Annotated in this window: 12 protein-coding genes; 6 read left to right on the top strand and 6 right to left on the bottom strand. The window is 63.9% G+C overall.

What is annotated here, in order from left to right; translation table 11 throughout:
• Positions 1–631: 631 nt before the first annotated feature.
• From ACLFKU_RS16315 to ACLFKU_RS16305, 3 genes are all read right to left on the bottom strand, one after another.
• Positions 632–1,048 carry a MarR family winged helix-turn-helix transcriptional regulator gene (locus ACLFKU_RS16315; RefSeq protein ID WP_410849740.1) on the bottom strand — a complete coding sequence of 139 codons (417 nt, stop codon included), beginning with the start codon at positions 1,046–1,048 and terminating at the stop codon, positions 632–634.
• 595 nt (positions 1,049–1,643) lie between these two features.
• Positions 1,644–3,542 (bottom strand): molecular chaperone HtpG, encoded by a 1,899-nt coding sequence (gene htpG, locus ACLFKU_RS16310; RefSeq protein ID WP_410849739.1) that lies wholly within the window; start codon positions 3,540–3,542, stop codon positions 1,644–1,646.
• Between the two features lie 154 nt (positions 3,543–3,696).
• Positions 3,697–5,154, bottom strand: a complete 1,458-nt coding sequence (locus ACLFKU_RS16305; RefSeq protein ID WP_410849738.1) for a PLP-dependent aminotransferase family protein — start codon at positions 5,152–5,154, stop codon at positions 3,697–3,699.
• Positions 5,155–5,377: 223 nt separating this feature from the next.
• Between ACLFKU_RS16305 and ACLFKU_RS16300 the strand changes: the two genes are divergently transcribed.
• The 6 genes from ACLFKU_RS16300 to ACLFKU_RS16275 all read left to right on the top strand — a co-directional run bounded on the left by ACLFKU_RS16300 (position 5,378) and on the right by ACLFKU_RS16275 (position 13,089).
• On the top strand, positions 5,378–6,082 hold the full coding sequence (locus tag ACLFKU_RS16300; RefSeq protein WP_410849737.1) for a VOC family protein: 705 nt from the start codon (positions 5,378–5,380) through the stop codon (positions 6,080–6,082).
• Positions 6,083–6,200: 118 nt separating this feature from the next.
• A complete protein-coding gene (locus ACLFKU_RS16295) occupies positions 6,201–7,397 on the top strand; it encodes a PLP-dependent aminotransferase family protein (protein ID WP_410849736.1) in 1,197 nt (398 codons plus the stop codon).
• 103 nt (positions 7,398–7,500) lie between these two features.
• Positions 7,501–7,965, top strand: coding sequence for a RidA family protein (locus ACLFKU_RS16290; RefSeq protein ID WP_410849735.1), 465 nt, complete (start codon positions 7,501–7,503; stop codon positions 7,963–7,965).
• A 196-nt stretch (positions 7,966–8,161) separates the two neighbouring features.
• Positions 8,162–9,061 carry a PhzF family phenazine biosynthesis protein gene (locus tag ACLFKU_RS16285; RefSeq protein ID WP_368584600.1) on the top strand — a complete coding sequence of 300 codons (900 nt, stop codon included), beginning with the start codon at positions 8,162–8,164 and terminating at the stop codon, positions 9,059–9,061.
• Between the two features lie 418 nt (positions 9,062–9,479).
• Positions 9,480–11,843, top strand: a complete 2,364-nt coding sequence (locus ACLFKU_RS16280; protein WP_410849734.1) for an EAL domain-containing protein — start codon at positions 9,480–9,482, stop codon at positions 11,841–11,843.
• Positions 11,844–11,880: 37 nt separating this feature from the next.
• On the top strand, positions 11,881–13,089 hold the full coding sequence (locus ACLFKU_RS16275; protein WP_410849733.1) for a chromate transporter: 1,209 nt from the start codon (positions 11,881–11,883) through the stop codon (positions 13,087–13,089).
• Between the two features lie 48 nt (positions 13,090–13,137).
• On the opposite strand, the gene ACLFKU_RS16270 is transcribed toward ACLFKU_RS16275, so the two are convergent.
• The 3 genes from ACLFKU_RS16270 to ACLFKU_RS16260 form a co-directional block, all read right to left on the bottom strand.
• Positions 13,138–13,596, bottom strand: a complete 459-nt coding sequence (locus ACLFKU_RS16270; protein WP_013088820.1) for a CopD family protein — start codon at positions 13,594–13,596, stop codon at positions 13,138–13,140.
• Between the two features lie 287 nt (positions 13,597–13,883).
• The gene (gene parC, locus ACLFKU_RS16265) at positions 13,884–16,205 is read right to left on the bottom strand and encodes a DNA topoisomerase IV subunit A (RefSeq protein WP_410849732.1); all 2,322 of its coding nucleotides are present in this window, start codon (positions 16,203–16,205) and stop codon (positions 13,884–13,886) included.
• A 61-nt stretch (positions 16,206–16,266) separates the two neighbouring features.
• Positions 16,267–18,252, bottom strand: coding sequence for a DNA topoisomerase IV subunit B (locus tag ACLFKU_RS16260; RefSeq protein ID WP_368584596.1), 1,986 nt, complete (start codon positions 18,250–18,252; stop codon positions 16,267–16,269).
• Between the last annotated feature and the right edge of the window lie 202 nt (positions 18,253–18,454).

Raw genomic sequence — 18,454 nt, 5'->3', positions numbered from 1 at the left:
GAGGCAACGGTGCCACCCAGCGCTCTCCACTCGACTGATTGATTGCGAGAGCGCAATGCGGCTCTATACTCTCTGCTGCAGATTCGTCGCACGTCGAACCTGCATTTCGCGTTTCCACACAGCCTCGGTCGGGCTGTGTCAGTCCGCTCTTCAAACCGATCGCCTGAAAGCAGCCATTGGAATTCAGATCCCAGGAAGCGGCCAGTCGGCAGTGCGTACTGTCGACCACTTCGGCCCTTGGAGAAGTGAAAAAGCGGACCCTCATCAATGGCGTTGCGCCATCACCGCGTTTGCTCAGCGCGAGCAAATGGTGATGGCTTGTACGAGAGCGTCTTGTTCTGCAGGGTTCTGAAAAAAGGCTTCAAGCGTCGTATGCTCATCGTTCGCGACCTGCTGAAGACAAAGAGTGTTATTTGCGCGAATGCTCGCTGGCGCACAGGCTATGGCCATGACAACCGCCCCGATTGCAGCTACCGCAACGGCGATACCTGCGGCCCATCGAATTCCATCACCCGATGTCCACGATCGTCGCTGCAAGCTTTGACGAACCGCCTTACTTTGTGTCGACATGCTTATCACTCGTCTTTCTATTAGTTAGCAAGACAATTATCTGAAAGTAAAAGACCAAGCATCATGAAAGCGCCTTCCTTACACCATGCATGCTCGAGACAGCCGATTCGAACAGTTCATGCCCGATTTTCGCACGCAGCGCCCTTGCGATCTCAGCGCTAGCATCGTTGATGGGCCGGTCGAGCGCCTTTCCAGCACGGGTTGGATAAACGCACCACTCTCTACCATCTGATTCGGCCTGACGGCGCTCGACCAATTTCTTTTGAGAGAGATTGTCAATAAGTCGGGTGGCAGTTGGACGAGCAATGCCCAATGTGTCTGCAACCTGACTGCTCAAGCATCCAGGCAATGCAAGCACTACGCGCAAAACAAACCCCTGCGCCGGTGTCAGCCCGAATTGTGCGTACACGGTTGCCCACTCTCGCTCAGCGAGGCGCGCGAGTGCCGAAGAATTGAAGTAGAGGCAATGATCGAACATGGCAACATTAAAACTCAATATCGTTAGCAAGACAACTAAAATTTAGCGACGTCTCGCGGAGGATACGATTTTCAGTTTAGCCTTACCAACGACCGATTTGGAGCGTGAGGCAGACCGGCTGCAAATGGCCCGCTCAAAGGCATGCCACCTGCAATTTGCTCGCCGAAGACCGGACATTGAGCGTGGGCGGACGAGAGCGTGGATATCCTGATTGGATGGCAGCACCGACCGACCGCTCCTGGGCCGTTCTGCGACACATCTGAAGCCAGCCGCATCCTGCTCCTGCTGCTGCACCGCACAATGCCAAATAAACCGCGGAATTCGGATACCCCAAAAAACGCTGCTCGTCTTTCAAAGAAAGACTGCTACTCGACACCATCGCAATCCATACGATGGCGATTAAGGGTATAGCTTCGTTGATCGGCGGGCGAAAAAACACCCCTCCGCGAGGGGTGTTTGGTCCAGATACGGCTTTCAGATGCCCTTACTATGCATCCCCTGTTAGGGGGAATAACCGAAGCAGCGCATTTCCGAACCACAGAGCGTCAATCCAATAAGAACACCATCAACGCTCCGGGTTCGCCTTCACTGAAACTCAACCCGCGCGCGACAGCAGCAACGCATTGGTCCGCTTCACGAAGCTCGCCGGATCTTCCAGCGCGCCGCCTTCGGCGAGCAGTGCCTGATCGAACAGCAGATGGCACCAGTCGTCGAAATTCGCGCTATCGGCATGCAGACCCTTGACGAGCGCATGCTCCGGATTCACTTCGAGAATCGGATGGAACTCCGGCGCCTGCTGGCCCGCGGCCTTCAGCATGCGCTGCAGGTAGCCGCTCATTTCGCCGTCGTCGGCAACGAGGCACGACGGCGAGTCGGTCAGGCGGAACGTCAGACGCACGTCCTTCGCCTTGCCCTTCAGCGCTTCCTTCATCTTCTCGACGAGCGGCTTGAACTCTTCGCCGATCTTCTCCTGCGCCTGCTTTTCCTCGTCGTTCAGCGCGCCGAGATCAAGGTCGCCGCGCGCGACGCTTTGCAACGGCTTGCCGTCGAATTCGTTGAGGAACGACAGCATCCATTCATCGACGCGATCGGTGAGCAGCAGCACTTCGACGCCCTTCTTGCGGAACACTTCGAGATGCGGGCTGTTCGACGCGGCTTGCCACGTGTCGGCGGTCACGTAGTAGATCTTGGTCTGCTCGGGCTTCATCCGAGCGACGTAGTCGGCCAGCGACACGGTCTGCTCGGCCGTGCCCGTATGCGTCGTCGCAAAGCGCACGAGCTTCGCGACGCGCTCGCGATTGGCGAAGTCCTCGCCGATGCCTTCCTTCAGCACCTGGCCGAATTCCTTCCAGAAGCTGGCGTACTTTTCCTTGTCGGCGGCTTCATCCGAATTCGCCAGTTCTTCGAGCATCGACAGCGCGCGCTTGGTCACGCCTTCGCGGATCGCCTTCACGTCGCGGCTTTCCTGCAGGATTTCGCGCGACACGTTGAGCGGCAAATCGGCCGAATCGACCACACCCTTCACGAAACGCAGATACGCGGGCAGCAGTTGCTCGGCGTCGTCCATGATGAACACGCGCTTCACGTACAGCTTCAGCCCGCCGCGCTGCTCGCGGTTCCACAGATCGAACGGCGCGTGCGACGGCACGTACAGCAGTTGCGTGTATTCGCTGCGGCCTTCGACGCGGTTATGCGTCCATGTCAGCGGGTCCTGATGGTCGTGCGAGATATGCTGGTAGAACTGCTTGTATTGATCGTCGGTGATGTCGTTCTTCGAACGGGTCCACAGCGCGCTCGCCTGGTTGACGGTCTCGTCCTCGTCCTTCGTGACCATCTCGCTCTTTTCCGCGTCCCACTCTTCCTTCTGCATCAGGATCGGCAGCGCGACGTGGTCCGAGTATTTCTGAATGATCGACTTCAGCCGATACGACGACAGCAGCTCGTCCTCGTCGGCACGCAGATGCAGCGTGATGGTCGTGCCGCGCGCGGCGCGCTCGATCGTCTCGACCGCGAAATCGCCCTCGCCCGCGCTGACCCAGCGCACGCCGTCCGAAGCCGGCAAACCGGCGCGGCGCGTCTCGACGGTGATCTTGTCGGCGACGATGAAGCCCGAGTAGAAGCCCACGCCAAACTGGCCGATCAGCGCTGCGTCCTTCTGCTGGTCGCCCGACAGCTTGCCGAAGAATTCCTTGGTGCCCGAACGCGCGATCGTGCCGAGGTGCGCGATCGTTTCGTCGCGGCTCATGCCGATGCCGTTGTCGTCGATCGTGACGGTGCGCGCGGCCTTGTCGTACGACACGCGAATCCGCAGGTTCGGATCGTTCTCGTACAGTGCGCTGTTTTCGATCGCCTCGAAGCGCAGCTTGTCGGCCGCGTCGGACGCGTTCGAGATCAGCTCGCGCAGAAAGATTTCCTTGTTGCTGTACAGCGAATGGATCATCAGTTGCAGAAGTTGCTTCACTTCTGCCTGAAAGCTCATGGTTTCTTGTGCCATGGTCGGACTTCCTCTCTGTTGCGAATGGGAGATGGGCGGCGGCCGGGATTCAAACCGCGGTTCGGCCCTGCAGTGCCGGTGCACCGGACCGCCGGACCGCCGGTGCGCCGGACCGCCAGATCGTCCGCGCAAATGGGGACGCTCCGGCGCGGTTTCAAGAGGCGCGGCGCGCGACGCTGTCGAGATAACGGCTCAGGAACGCCGGCAATTCAGGGTCGCCGCAATTGGCGATGTTGAAGCGCATCCACGTGCTCGGCGACTGCTGCGGCGAAAATAGGCCGCCCGGCGTCAGCAGAAAGCCAGCTTCGTGCCCGGCTGCGGCGAGCGCGCCCGCGTCGACGCCGGTGTCGGCCCACAGGAACATGCCGGCCGTCGGCGTCAGGAAGAGCTTCATGCCGGCCTTCTCGATCATCCGCACGGCCTTCTCGCGCACGCCGTCGAGCCGCGCGCGAATGCGCTCGACGTGCCGCCGGTAGTGGCCCTCGGTCAGGATCTTGTAGATCACGCGCTCGTTGAGTTCGGGGCTCGTCATGCCGACCAGCATCTTCTGATTGCTGACCACCATTGCGACTTCCGGCGCGCACGCGATGAACCCGACGCGCAGATTCGGCGCGAGCGTCTTCGAAAAGCTGCCGAGGTAGATCACGCGCTTCAACTGATCGAGGCTCGCGAGCCGCGTGCCCGGGTAGCCGGGCGGGCACAGGTCGCCGTAGATATCGTCCTCGACGACGATGAAGTCGTACGCCTCGGCTAGCCGCAGGATGCGGAACGCCTGCGCGGCGGTCAGCGAGGTGCCGGTCGGGTTTTGCAGCACCGAGTTGATCACCAGCATTTTGGGGCGCCATTCCTGGACCAGCGCTTCGAGCGCGTCGAGATCGGGACCGTCCGGGGTGTACGGCATGCCGACCAAACGGGCGCCCTGCGACGCGAAGCAGCCGAACATCTGGAACCACGCCGGATCGCCGACGATCACCGCGTCGCCGGGCTTCACGTAGATGCGCGAAATCAGGTCGATCGCCTGCGTGATGCCGGACACCATCACGATCTGCTCGGGCGACGCGCCGATCTCCAGCTCCTCGAGCCGCGTCTGCAACTGCTGGCGCAGCGGCAGGAAGCCTTGCGCGGTGCCAATGCCGAGCATCTGCATGCCGCTTTGCCGGCCGAGCGTGCGCAGCGCGTTGGTGATCAGGTCGCCGTCGAGCCAGCGAGCCGGCAGATAGCCGAGCCCCGGACTCCGTTCGGGCCGCGCGCCCGTATGCAGCATGTTGCGCAGCAGCCAGACGACGTCGATATTGGCCGGCGCGGGCAGCGTCTCGGCGCGCGGGCGCAGTTCGGAGACCGTGGCCGCGCCGCCCTGGCGCTCGCGCACATAGAAGCCGGAGCCGCGCCGCGACTCCAGAAAACCCTGCGCGACCAGCCGCTCGTACGCTTCGACCACCGTGAAGCGCGATACGCCCTTGTCAAGCGCGAGCTTGCGGATCGACGGCATGCGCATGCCGGGGCGGAACACGCGCTCCTCGATGCGGCGCCGCGCCCACTGGACGAGCTGTTCGACCAGCGTCAACGACGCGGTATCGTGCGGGGCGGGAATCTGCGCAAGCGGGACGGACATGACGGGCTCCAACTGTACCGAACAGTATCGAGTCGATTGTACCGTTACTGTGCAGGTCACGGCCGTTACATTTGAATCCGGCGAAGGATGGTCACGGCATACGAAACCATCCGCATGGCCCGCCGATCCGGCAAACGGTTATGCTTACGGCCCCGGCAGCGCAGCCTTAAAGCGTGGCGCGCAACTGGCCCTTGTGCAGAACAGCGTTTTCCGTCGATCCGCCATGACAGCCCTGACAGCCCCATCGCTCATCAGTCTCGATCACCTCGTCGTCTCCGCGCGCACGCTGGACGAAGGCGTCCAGTACGTCGCCGATGCGCTCGGCGTCGCGCCGGCCGGCGGCGGCGCGCATCCGCTGATGGGGACCCACAATCGCCTGCTCGGCCTGTGGGGCGGCGTCTATCTGGAAGTGATCGCGATCGATCCGCGCGCCGCAGCCGACGCGACCGATGGCACCGCGCCGCGCCCGCGTCTCTTCGCGCTCGACGACCCCGCGACGCAGGCGCGACTTGAAAACGGGCCGTATCTGTCGCATTGGGTCGCGCGCGTCGAGCGGCCGAAGCATCTGGCGACGTGGCAGGCGCAGTATCCGCAGCGCATCGCGCCGGTCGTGCCGATGACGCGCGGCGATTTCACGTGGGGCCTGACCGTGCCCGAGGACGGCTCGTTCCCCGCCTGGCAAGGCGCTGGCGACGGCGTGCTGCCTTCGCTGATCCAGTGGGACTCGACGCGGCATCCGTCGCAGTCGCTGGCGCCGACCAACCTCGCGCTGAAAGCGTTAAAAGCCGTGCATCCGCGGCCGGAGCTGATTGGCGAACAACTGCGCTGGCTCGGCGCAGCGCACCTGCTCGACGTCCAGCCGACCGACGGCGCGGCGGCGCTCGTCGCCGAATTTGAAACACCCGAGGGTCCGCGAACCCTCGGATAAGCAGCGCGTGATTGAGCAAACCCGGGGCAACCCCGGGGGCAGCCCCAGCGGCAATGCTTGCCGAGTCGCGCGATAATTGAAGTTTTGACCGGTTCCAGAAATACCAGCAGAGGAGATCATGGACCAAAGCGACCTGAAAGCCCCGACGTGGCAATTGTCCGAACGCGCGCGCAAGCTCACCAGCTCCGCGATTCGCGAAATCCTGAAGGTCACGGAACGGCCCGAAGTCATCTCCTTCGCCGGGGGCCTGCCCTCGCCGGCCACCTTCCCGGCCGAGCGCATGCGCGAGGCATCCGACCGCATCCTGCGCGACACGCCCGCCGCTGCGCTGCAGTACAGCGCGACCGAAGGCTATCTGCCGCTGCGGGAGTGGGTCGCGCAACGCTATTCGATCAACGGTACGCAGATCCGCCCGTCGCAGGTGCTGATCACGACCGGCTCGCAACAGGCGCTCGACCTGCTCGGCAAGGTGCTGGTCTGTGTCGATAGCCCGGTGCTGGTCGAAACGCCGACCTACCTCGGCGCGCTGCAATCGTTCTCGATGTACGAGCCGCACTACGTGCAGGTGCCGACCGACGACCAGGGCCTGATCCCGGAAGGTCTGACGCCGGAACTGATCAAAGGCGCGCGTCTCTTGTACACGCAGCCGAATTTCCAGAATCCGACGGGCCGCCGCCTGCCGGTCGAGCGCCGCCGCGCGCTCGCCGAGTTCGCGAAGAGCGCGCCGTTCCCGGTGATCGAGGACGACCCCTACGGCGCGCTCGATTATGCGGGCGAACCGCTGCCGACCATGCTATCGATGGCGCCCGATCACATCGTCTATCTGGGCTCGTTCTCGAAGGTGCTCGCGCCGGGTCTGCGCGTCGGCTTCATCATCGCGCCCGAGGAACTGATCTTCAAACTCGTGCAGGCCAAGCAGGCCACCGACCTGCACACGCCGAGCTTCACGCAGCGCATCGTGCACGAAGTGGTCAAGGACGGCTTCCTCGACACGCACGTGCCGACGATCCGCGAGCTGTATCGCAACCAGTGCGACGCGATGCTCACCGCGCTGGAACGCTATATGCCCGAAGGCGTCAGCTGGAACCGTCCGGAAGGCGGCATGTTTATCTGGGTCAATCTGCCGGCGGGCATCGACACGATGAAGCTGCTCGAAGAAGCGGTCGCGCAGAACGTCGCATTCGTGCCGGGCGCTCCGTTTTTCGCGAGCGAGGCGCAGCACAATACGCTGCGTCTGTCGTTCGTCACCGTGCCGCCCGCTAAAATCGACGAAGGCGTGGCGCGTCTCGGCGCACTCGTGCGCGCGAAAATTTAAACGGCGTTAGCCGCACTGCCACCGGGGCGAAGTTTGCACGCGCGTTGCGTGCGGACTTCGCCCCGCCTGCATTCATGCAATCTCACCGAAACGAGGACACGACATGGCTCAATCGAATGTGTACGACAAGCTCAAGGAACTCGGCATCGAACTGCCGGCAGCGGGTGCGCCGGCAGCGGCCTATGTGATGAGCGCGCAAAGCGGCAACACGGTGTACCTGTCGGGCCACATCGCGAAGAAGGACGGCAAGGTCTGGGTCGGCAAGCTCGGCGCGACTCTCTCCACCGACGAAGGCAAGGCCGCCGCGCGCTCGATCGCGATCGATCTGCTCGCCACCTTGCATGCGCACGTCGGCGACCTGAATCGCGTCACGCGCATCGTCAAGCTGATGAGCCTCGTGAACTCGACGCTCGAGTTCACCGAGCAGCATGTGGTCACGAACGGCGCGTCCGAGCTGATCGCCGACGTGTTCGGCGAGCGCGGCAAGCACGCGCGCTCGGCGTTCGGCGTTGCGCAGATTCCGCTCGGCGCGTGCGTCGAGATCGAACTGATCGCCGAGGTCGAATAAGCATCGAAGCGATATGACGATGCAGGCGATGCCGCGCGAGATTCGCAACTAATTCACGCCGCATCGCGATGCGAACGCGCCGTCCGGTGTCACGCACCGGCGGCGCGTTTTTGTTTTATGGCGACGGTGGATCGCTGCCGCGCAGCCGGATAGAATCCGCGAGATCCCTCAACGTCCATTGCGCCGGGGCCTGTCGATGTCTGCTCACACCGTTCGTTTCAAACAGGTCGACGTGTTTTCGTCGACACCGTTCAAGGGCAATCCGCTCGCCGTCGTGTTCGATGCCGACGCGCTCGATACCGCGCAGATGCAGGCCATCGCGCGCTGGACCAATCTGTCCGAAACCACCTTTCTGCTGAAGCCGACCGATGCCGCCGCCGACTATCGCGTGCGCATCTTCACGACGGGCGGCGAGTTGCCGTTCGCCGGTCATCCGACGCTTGGCACCGCGCATGCTTTGCGCGAAAGCGGCTATCAGCCGAAGCAGGCCGGCAAGCTGATTCAGCAATGCGGCGTGGGTCTCGTCGAACTCGAAGCGCTCGATGGCGCCGACACGACGCACGGCGCATGGGCGTTCGCCGCGCCGCCCGCACGCGTGACGCCGCTCGCCGAGCATCGTTACGAGGCGCTGTCTACGGCTTTACGTAGTGAGGCGATCGACTTTACCGCGCCGCCATGCGCGGTGGATAACGGCGCGCCGTGGCTCGTCGTGCGGGTCGATTCGGCGCGCGACTGCCTCGCGCTCGAACCCGATGCGGCGGCGCTAGCCGAGCTCGTGCATTCGGTCGACACGCACGGCGTCGCCGTATACGGGCCGCACGATGCCGATGGTCCGGCAACGTTCGAAGTCCGTTGCCTGATGGCGGGCGGCGGCTTCGGCACCGGCGAAGATCCGGTGACCGGCAGCGCCAACGCCGCGCTCGCGGGCCTGCTGAGCCTGCAGCAACGTCGGCCCGGCACACGCTATACGGCGCGTCAGGGCACCGTGCTCGGGCGCGCGGGCGACGTGTCGGTCCACTATGACGATGCACGCGGCAAGATCTGGATCGGCGGGCCTGCGGTGACGATCATCGACGGCACGTGTCGGCTCGCATAAGCGGACCGCGGCCTCGCGCGCAAGGCACCGCGACACGCCGCATGTCGCCGCGTCACACCACAAAAAGCCGCAGCACTACGGCGCCGCCATACCTGGTTGTCCGAATTCATGGCGACTGGATGGCAAAACCCTTGCCAGATACCGGCCATGCAGCACTCGTGAACGGCGGGCCCGAGGCGCCCGCAGCGCCCGCGTATACCCCATGCCCGGACGCTTCCTTAATCGAGTCGCATTCAGTAATATCGAACGGTATATAGCGGTCGTATCCGATGACCTGTGGACGGTCAGGCGCGGCGCCACGCCCTCTCCTCCTGCGCAGCAGCTTTGGCACCTTGGTCACCATGCAGCCATCCATCTATTTCGCGCAGTCGATGCCCGTGCGTTTGCAAGCGACGCACCCCCGGCCAAGGGCCACGCGATGACTCAGTCCCGCTTCTCCGACCCGCGCGAAGCCATGCCGCGACGCGATCCGATGATCACGCGCCGGCGCGCGTTGCTCATCATTCCAGCGCTCGGCGTACTCGTATTGATCCTGCTGTGGACCGTGATCTTCGCGCGGCTATCGGTCGAGAAAGACGCGACGTATCGCGAAGCGATGGCGTCTTCCGCCATTCTTTCCTCGGCGCTCGAACAGCACACCATCAAGGCGATTCACCAGGTCGATCAGATCACGCGCTTCGTCAAGTACGAGTTCGAAAAGACGCCGAATCATTTCGATCTCGCGAGCACCGTCGAAAAAGGCGTCGTGCAAAGCGAAACGCTCGTGCAAGTGTCGCTGATCGACGAGCACGGCAGACTGATCGCCAACACGGCTGAACTGAATCCCGCTCACATCGACCTGTCCGACCGCGAACACTTCAAGGTCCACGAGCACGAGAACGACGACCAGCTATACATCAGCAAACCGGTGCTCGGTCGCATCTCGGGTCACTGGACGCTGCAGATGACGCGGCGCCTGAATCATCCTGACGGCACGTTCGCTGGCGTCGTCGTGGTGTCCGAAGACCCGAGCTACTTCACGTCGGACTTCTACAACAACGCGGCGATCGGCCGAGAAGGCGTGATCGCGGTGATCTCCGACAACGGCACCGTGCTCGCGCGCCGTACGGGCAACGCCAACAAAGCCAGCAGCACGTTCACCGCGAGCGGCACGTATCCGACTTCGGAGCACGTGTCGGGCACCTACGTCGATTCGATCGACAACGTCACGCGCATCGTGTCATACCGGCACATCGACGGCTATCCGCTCGGCGTGCTCGTCGGTCTTTCGCAGGGCGAAGAATTCGCCGACTACAACCACACGCGCAACGTCTATCTGTTGATGGCGGGCTTCATCTCGCTTGCGATGCTGAGCTTCTTCGGCGTCGCGACCGGCCTGATCGGCAAGCTGCTCGGCCGCGAGCGCGAGATGACCCACCTCGTCGAATACGACCTGTTGACCGGGCTGCGCAATCGCTACGCGACGCTGCAGGCGCTGCGCCACGACGTCGCGCAGCCGTTCAATCTCGGCCGCCTCGCGATTCTTTTCATCGACCTCGACAACTTCAAGACCGTCAACGACACGCTCGGCCACAACGCCGGCGACATCGTGCTGCAGATGACGGCCTCGCGCCTCGCGACCGCGATCGGCGACGAAGGCACGCTGAGCCGCATCGGCGGCGACGAGTTCGTCGTCGTGATCAAGGGCGACGATGTCGAGAAGCGCGCGGTCGCGCTCGCCGAAGCCGCCGGGGAAGTGTTCTCGAAGCCGTTCGACGTGCGCGGCAGTTCGTTCGTGCTGCATGCGAGCATCGGCATCGCGCTGTACTCGGTCGCCAACGAAAGCGAGATCGACCTGCTGAAGAAAGCCGACCTCGCGATGTACAGCGCGAAGGACGCCGGCAAGAACTGCTACCAGTTCTATTCGCCGCATCTGTCGCATCGCGCGGACCATTTGATGAAGTGGGAACAGCAGCTGCGCGTCGCGCTGGCCGAAGGGCAACTGTTCCTCGCGTATCAGCCGAAGATCGATCTCGCGCGTCGCTGCATCACCGGCTTCGAAGCGCTCGTGCGCTGGAACCATCCGCAGCACGGGTTGATTCCGGCCAACGAGTTCATCCCCGTGGCCGAGTCGACCGGGCTCATCGTGCCGATCGGCGACTTCGTGATCGAGACCGCATGCCGTCAGCTCGCGCAGTGGCAGCAGCAGGGCTACGACACGCTGTCGCTCGCGGTGAACATTTCGGCGGTGCAGTTCTGGCGCGGCGACCTGTTCGAAACGATCTCGCGCGCGATCGAGGAAACCGGCATCTCCGCGCGCCGCCTCGAACTCGAAATCACCGAAACGACGATGATGGAATTTCCGGAAGTCGTCTCCGAAAAAATCTTCGCGTTGAAGCGTCTCGGCGTACGCATCGCGCTCGACGATTTCGGCACCGGCTATTCATCGCTGTCCTATCTGAACCGCTTCGCCGTCGATACGCTGAAGGTGGACCGCTCGTTCGTCCAGGCGATTCCGGGCGACCGCAGCGTCTGCGTGATGGTCACCGCGATCGTCAACCTCGCGCGCTCGCTCGGGCTCACGGTAGTGGTCGAAGGCACGGAGACCGAAGAGCAGATTGCCTGGCTGGCCGCGCTCGGCCATATCGAGGCGCAGGGCTTCCTGTTCTCGCGTCCGGTGCCGGCAGAGGCGATTCCGGCGCTGCTCGAGCGCTTCGGGGTATGCGGCATGAACAGCACCAGCGGCCGCCGCGTCGCGCACGTAGCCGACAGCGCAAGCAGCGTATCCAGCACCAACAATTAAAGGACGGGCGCCCGCACGCCGGGCATCCACAGCGCCGATGCCGACCATCACCAGCGAGGAGGCTGCCCGCCGCGGGCGACGGGAACCGCTATGGACGCTGTTCCGGGTCGTGTGCGGCTTGTCGGCGCTGTCGTGGGGCGGCCTCGCGTTGATGGCGCAGCTCGAGCATCACTACGTCGAACGCGAGGGGCGGCTCTCGCGCGTGGCGTTCTCGGATCTGATCGCGCTCGCGTGGATGGTGCCGGGACCCGTCGGCTGCAACGTCGCCGTGCAGCTCGGGCACGCGCTGCGCGGGCGCGCGGGCGCGTGGGTCGCCGGTGTGGCGAGCGTGCTGCCCTTCTTCACACTGATGACGCTGTTCGCGATCTTCTACCGCACGCCCGTCGTGCATACGATCGCGTCGCAGACACTGTTGCATCACTTCAGCGTCGTGCTCGCGACACTGATTGCGCTCACCTGGTACAAGCAGACGCGCGCGCTGGTGCACGGCAAGCTCGAATGGGCGGCGGCGCTGCTCGGCAGCATCGCGCTGCTCTATGCGCACAGCGCCGCGGCGTATGTGATGATGCTGGGAGCAGCCTTCGGCACCGGCTGGTTCGCGAGCCCGGAGCGCGACTCGCGGCTGGCAGTGTCGCTCCGGCGCGGCGATTATCGGCTGCTGGCCGCGCTCGGCGTGCTGCTCGTGCTGTTTGCACTGCCGCTGCCGCATCGCTATGACCTCGCGCTGCTGTGGCCGCGCCTCGCGGGTGCCGGCATGACGCTGTTCGGCGGCGGCTTCTCGGCGTTGCCAGTGCTGAAGACGCTGTTCGTCACGCCGGCGGTCGGCGTGTCCGATAACGACTTCACGCTCGCGTTTACGCTGTCGCCGTTGTCCCCTGGTCCGCTGCTGAACGTGGTGCCGTTCTTCGGCTATCTCGTCGATGGCTGGCCAGGCGCGCTGATCGCAACGCTCGCGCTATTCGTGCCGTCTGGCTGCCTCGTCGTGCTCGCGCAGCGGCATCTGCATCAATTGAAGGTGAACCCGCGCTTCGAGCACGGCATGAGAATACTGCGCGCGGTTACGACCGCCTTTCTCGCGGTCGCGGTACTGCGCATCGCCGCGCATGTACCGCTGGAACCAATCTACCTGTTGACCGCGACGTTCTCCGCGATGTGCTTCGCGAAGCTGAAGGTGCCGGTGTACGCCGTGTATGCAACGGTGGCGGTGGCGTGCGGCTTATGGCTCGCGTACGGCGTCACGACGTGACGCGTCGCGGGCCGCACGCAGCCTGTGGTGCCGTTGGCGATCGGCGGATCAGAATCCGCGCGACAGCACCGCGACGCCGATCGTCACGACGCCCAGCACGAGATTGATCAGCACGAGACGGCGGACCGTACCGACCGCCCGCGCGCCGTCGGGCCACTTCTGCGCCTGCACCGCGCGGCGAATGCGCGGATACACGGCGAAGCGGATATGCCCGAAGATCAGCATCATCACGATGCCGAGGCCGGCCATCGCATGCAGCGGCCACGTTGCATGACCGCCGCCGAACTGCATCAGCAGGAAGCCGCCGCTAATCAGAATGACGAGCACCGACACTCCGACCCAGTTGAAGAAGCGGCCAAACACCGACTCCCACAGCGGCAGGCGCAGTTGAGGCGACAGATCGCCGAGCGCCGGACGCAGGCAGAAATGCGCGAACACCATACCGCCGACCCACACCGCCACCCCGAGCAGATGCAGAAAAAGCGCGACTTCGATAGCCTTGTTCATGTAGTTTTCCTCTCCCGACGACGCCACACCGTTTTGGACACTTGATCCCGCTCAGCAGCAACTGAGCGCGTTCGACCATACGTGATACAGGCAGTTCCGGGTATCGACGTCTATTGCATCGTATCTTGTCGTTGTGATCGCGCCACCTTCATCTGGCCGCGACGCCGCCGCACCCCGTTTGCTTCCAACCCTTCGCGCGACGGACTTTTTGTGACAGACCGCGAGCGCCCCGCATGCTAGCAGGCACCCGTGGCTTTCCAGCGTCAAACTTGGTTAAATCGACTCCACTAAGCCGGCAGCACCGGACGCATGCCGTCGAGCTTCAGCTTGCTGTCAGGCGCGCGACCCTTGCGCGCACGCTTGCCGACATGCGCCGCAAGCTCGGCGCCGGCCAGCTTCTCCTCGTCGACTCGGCCGCCGCGGCGTGTGCCGATCAGCACCAGGCCGGCCTTGTCGATCGCGAGCGCCTGCACCAGCGTCTCGTTGTCGTCGAGCGCCATCAGCGTGACGCCACGACCGCCGCCCGACAGCGTCTTCATCTCGTCGAGGCCGAACACCAGCAGACGCCCGCCCGACGACAGACACGCGACCTGCACCGCATCCGGCAGCATCGGCATCGGCGCGAGCGGTGCGGCGCCGGCGTCGATCGTCATGAACGACTTGCCGGCCTTCACGCGGCTCACCATGTCGCCGACCTTGGCGATAAAGCCGAAGCCGTTGCTCGACGCGAGCAGCAGCGCCTGGTCCGCCGACGCCGCGTAGTAGTGCATCAGATGGCTGCCCGATTCGAGCTCGATCAGCGAAGTGACCGGCACCCCGTCACCACGCCCGCCCGGCAGTTGCGCCACCGCGACTGAATAGACGCGCCCGTTGCTGCCCCACGCGATCAGCGTATCGGGCGTGCGGCACTGGAACGCCGCGTAGAGACCGTCGCCAGCCTTGAAGCTGAAGCCCGCGACATCGAGCCCGTGGCCCTTCAACGCGCGCACCCAGCCCTTCTGCGACACCACCACCGTGACCGGTTCGTCGACCACGCGCGCTTCGAACGTCGCGCGCTTTTCCTGCTGGATCAGCGTGCGGCGCTCGTCGCCGTACTGCTTCGCGTCGGCTTCGATTTCCTTGATCAGCTGGCGCTTCATCGCCGGTTCGCTGCCGAGCAGTTCTTCGAGCTTGGCCTTCTCTTCGCGCAGTTCGGCCAGTTCCTTCTCGATCTTGATCTTCTCGAGACGGGCCAACTGACGCAGCCGGATTTCGAGGATGTCCTCGGCCTGACGGTCCGTGAGGCCGAACGCGGCCATCAGCGCGACCTTCGGCTCGTCCGATTCGCGAATGATGCGGATGACTTCGTCGATATTCAGGAAGACGATCATCCGGCCTTCGAGAATATGGATGCGGTCGTCGACCTTCGACAGACGATGCCGCGTGCGGCGCGTGACCGTCGCGAAACGGAACGCGATCCACTCGTGCAGGATTTCGCTCAAGCCCTTCTGACGCGGCCGGCCGTCGCCACCGACCATCACCATGTTCAGCGGCGCGTTCGATTCGAGGCTCGTATGCGCGAGCAGCGTATTGACGAACTCGGTCTGATCGATGCGGCTCGACTTCGGCTCGAACACGAGACGCACCGGCGCGTCCTTGCCCGATTCGTCGCGCACCGCGTCGACGAGCGCGAGCAGCGTCTGCTTGGTCTGCAACTGCTCGGGCGTCAGCGCCTTCTTGCCGAGCTTGATCTTCGGGTTGGTCTGTTCTTCGATTTCCTCGAGCACCTTCTGCGCGGCCGTGTTCGGCGGCAGTTCGGTGATCACGAGCTGCCACTGGCCGCGTGCGAGGTCTTCGATCTTCCAGCGCGCGCGCACCTTCAGGCTGCCGCGGCCGGTTTCGTACGCGGCGGCGATTTCCGCCTCGCTCGAAATGATCTGGCCGCCGCCCGGGAAGTCCGGACCCGGCACATGCTGCATCAGTTCCGCGTGAGAGAGCTTCGGATGGCGGATCAGCGCGACCGCGGCGCTTGCGACTTCGCGCAGGTTGTGCGACGGAATTTCCGTCGCGAGACCGACCGCGATGCCCGATGCGCCATTGAGCAGCACGAACGGCAGACGCGCCGGCAGCACCTTCGGCTCGTCGAACGAGCCGTCGTAGTTCGGCATGAAGTCGACCGTGCCCTGGTCGATTTCGCTGAGCAGCAGCTTCGCGATCGGCGTCAGACGCGCTTCGGTGTATCGCATCGCCGCCGCGCCGTCGCCATCGCGCGAGCCGAAGTTGCCCTGGCCGTCGATCAGCGGATAGCGCATCGAGAAGTCCTGCGCGAGACGCACGAGTGCGTCGTACGCGGACTGGTCGCCGTGCGGGTGATACTTACCGAGCACGTCGCCGACCACGCGTGCCGATTTGACCGGCTTCGCGTTGTCGCCGAGGCCCATCTCGTTCATCGCGAACAGGATGCGGCGCTGCACCGGCTTCTGGCCGTCGCAAACGTCCGGCAGCGCGCGGCCCTTGACCACGCTGACCGCATACTCGAGATACGCGCGCTCCGCGTAGTTGCCGAGCGTCAGCACGTCGCCGTCCGACGGCGGCTCGTTGAAAAGGTCGAGAGTGTTATCGTCGTCCATCTAGATTCCGTGTCCGTGTTTGGCTTGAAGTGTCGTATGCCGCATCGAGGCGCAAATGCGCTCAGATGTCCGCTTCCACTTCGTTGCCCTTCTCTTCGAGCCAGCTGCGGCGCGACGCCGCTTCGCCCTTGCCCATCAGCATCGTCATGCGCGCGACGGTCGCGTCGTAGTCGAGTTCACCGAGCGCAACCGGTTGCAGGCGGCGCGTGTCGGGATTCATCGTCGTGTCCCACAGCTGCTCGGCGCTCATTTCACCGAGACCCTTGAAGCGGCTGATCGACCACTGGTTGTCGCGCACGCCGTCCTTGCGCAGCTTGTCGAGAATCGCCTCGAGTTCGCCTTCGTCGAGCGCATAGAGCTTCTGCGCGGGCTTCTTGCCGCGCGCGGGTGCATCGACGCGAAACAGCGGCGGCCGCGCGACGCACACATGGCCGCGCTCGATCAGCTGCGGGAAATGCTTGAAGAACAGCGTGAGCAGCAACACCTGAATGTGGGAGCCGTCGACGTCCGCATCCGACAGAATGCAGATCTTGCCGTAGCGCAGATTCGACAGATCGACCTTGTCGTCCGGATTATGCGGATCGACGCCAATCGCTACCGAAATGTCGTGCACCTCGTTGTTCGCGAACAGACGATCACGCTCGGTTTCCCACGTGTTCAGCACCTTGCCGCGCAGCGGCAGAATGGCCTGGTATTCCTTGTCGCGGCCCATCTTCGCGGAGCCGCCCGCCGAGTCACCCTCGACGAGGAACAGCTCGTTGCGTCCGATTTCCGTCGATTCGCAATCGGTCAGCTTGCCGGGCAGCACTGCGACACCCGAGCTCTTGCGCTTCTCGATTTTCTGGCCCGCGCGCGTGCGCGCCTGGGCCTGTTTGATCACGAGGTCTGCGAGCTTCTTGCCGTGCTCGACGTGCTGGTTCAACCACAGTTCGAGCGCCGGCCGCGCGAATGACGACACCAGCTTGACCGCGTCGCGGCTATTCAGGCGCTCCTTGATCTGCCCTTGAAACTGCGGATCGAGCACCTTCGCCGACAGCACGAACGACACCCGCGCGAACACGTCTTCGGCAAGCAGCTTCACGCCTTTCGGCTGCAGGTTGTGCAGCTCGACGAAGCTCTTGACCGCCTGATAAAGACCGTCGCGCAAACCCGACTCATGCGTGCCGCCCGCGGGCGTCGGAATCAGGTTCACGTACGACTCGCGCGTGAGCGGCCCTTCCTCGCTCCACGCGACGACCCACGCTGCGCCCTCGCCTTCGGCGAACGTCTCTTCGCTCGAACGCGAGCTTTCCGCATAGCGCTCGCCCTCGAACAGCGGAATCAGCAGATCGCTGCCGTTCATGCCTTCGAGCAGATAGCCGCGCAGGCCGTCTTCGTATTTCCAGCTTTGCTGCTCGCCGGTCTTTTCGTTGACGAGCGTGACTTCGACGCCCGGCAGCAGCACCGCTTTCGAGCGCAACAGACGCTGCAACTCGCCGAGCGGCAGGTTCGGCGAATCGAAGTACTTCGGATCGGCCCACGCGGTCACGCGCGTGCCGGATTTCTTGTCGGCCTTGGTGGCGGCACGCACCTGGAGCGGCTTCGCGACGTCGCCGTGCGCGAAGCTCAGTTCGGCCACCTTGCCGTCGCGCCAAACGGTGACGTCGAGCCGCGTGGACAGCGCGTTCGTGACCGACACGCCGACGCCGTGCAAACCGCCCGAGAACGTATAGGCGCCGCCGGCGGCCTTGTCGAATTTGCCGCCCGCATGCAGGCGCGTGAAAACGATTTCGACGACCGGTACGCCCTCGTCGGGGTGCAGGCCGAACGGAATGCCGCGGCCGTCGTCGTCGACCGAGACCGAATGGTCCGCGTGCAGTGTGACCGTGATTTGCCGGCCGTAGCCGCCGAGGGCTTCGTCCGATGCGTTGTCGATGACTTCCTGGATGATGTGCAGCGGATTCTCGGTGCGGGTGTACATGCCGGGTCGTTGCTTGACCGGCTCAAGACCCTTCAACACCTTGATCGACGCTTCGCTATACGCGGCGTTTGGCTTTTTCGTAGACATGATTGACTCGGTGCGTCGGTTCATCGTTGTCCACAGGTCCTGTGGACAGGGCCGTGGACAATGCGTTGAGTTTTCAAAAAAAGCGAAACGAAACAACAGGGTTAGGCGGAGTGCCCGCAGTGCGGGCAAGCTGTTTTGTTGCGCGGCTTACGCTGGCGCGCTCAGAGGCCGGGCATCGACGCTCAGCCCGCCGGGGACGCCT

It is taken from the genome of Paraburkholderia sp. EG304 (assembly GCF_046543485.1).
Taxonomy (GTDB): Bacteria; Pseudomonadota; Gammaproteobacteria; order Burkholderiales; family Burkholderiaceae; genus Paraburkholderia; species Paraburkholderia youngii.
This window is presented reverse-complemented; position numbering and strand designations above follow the sequence as displayed.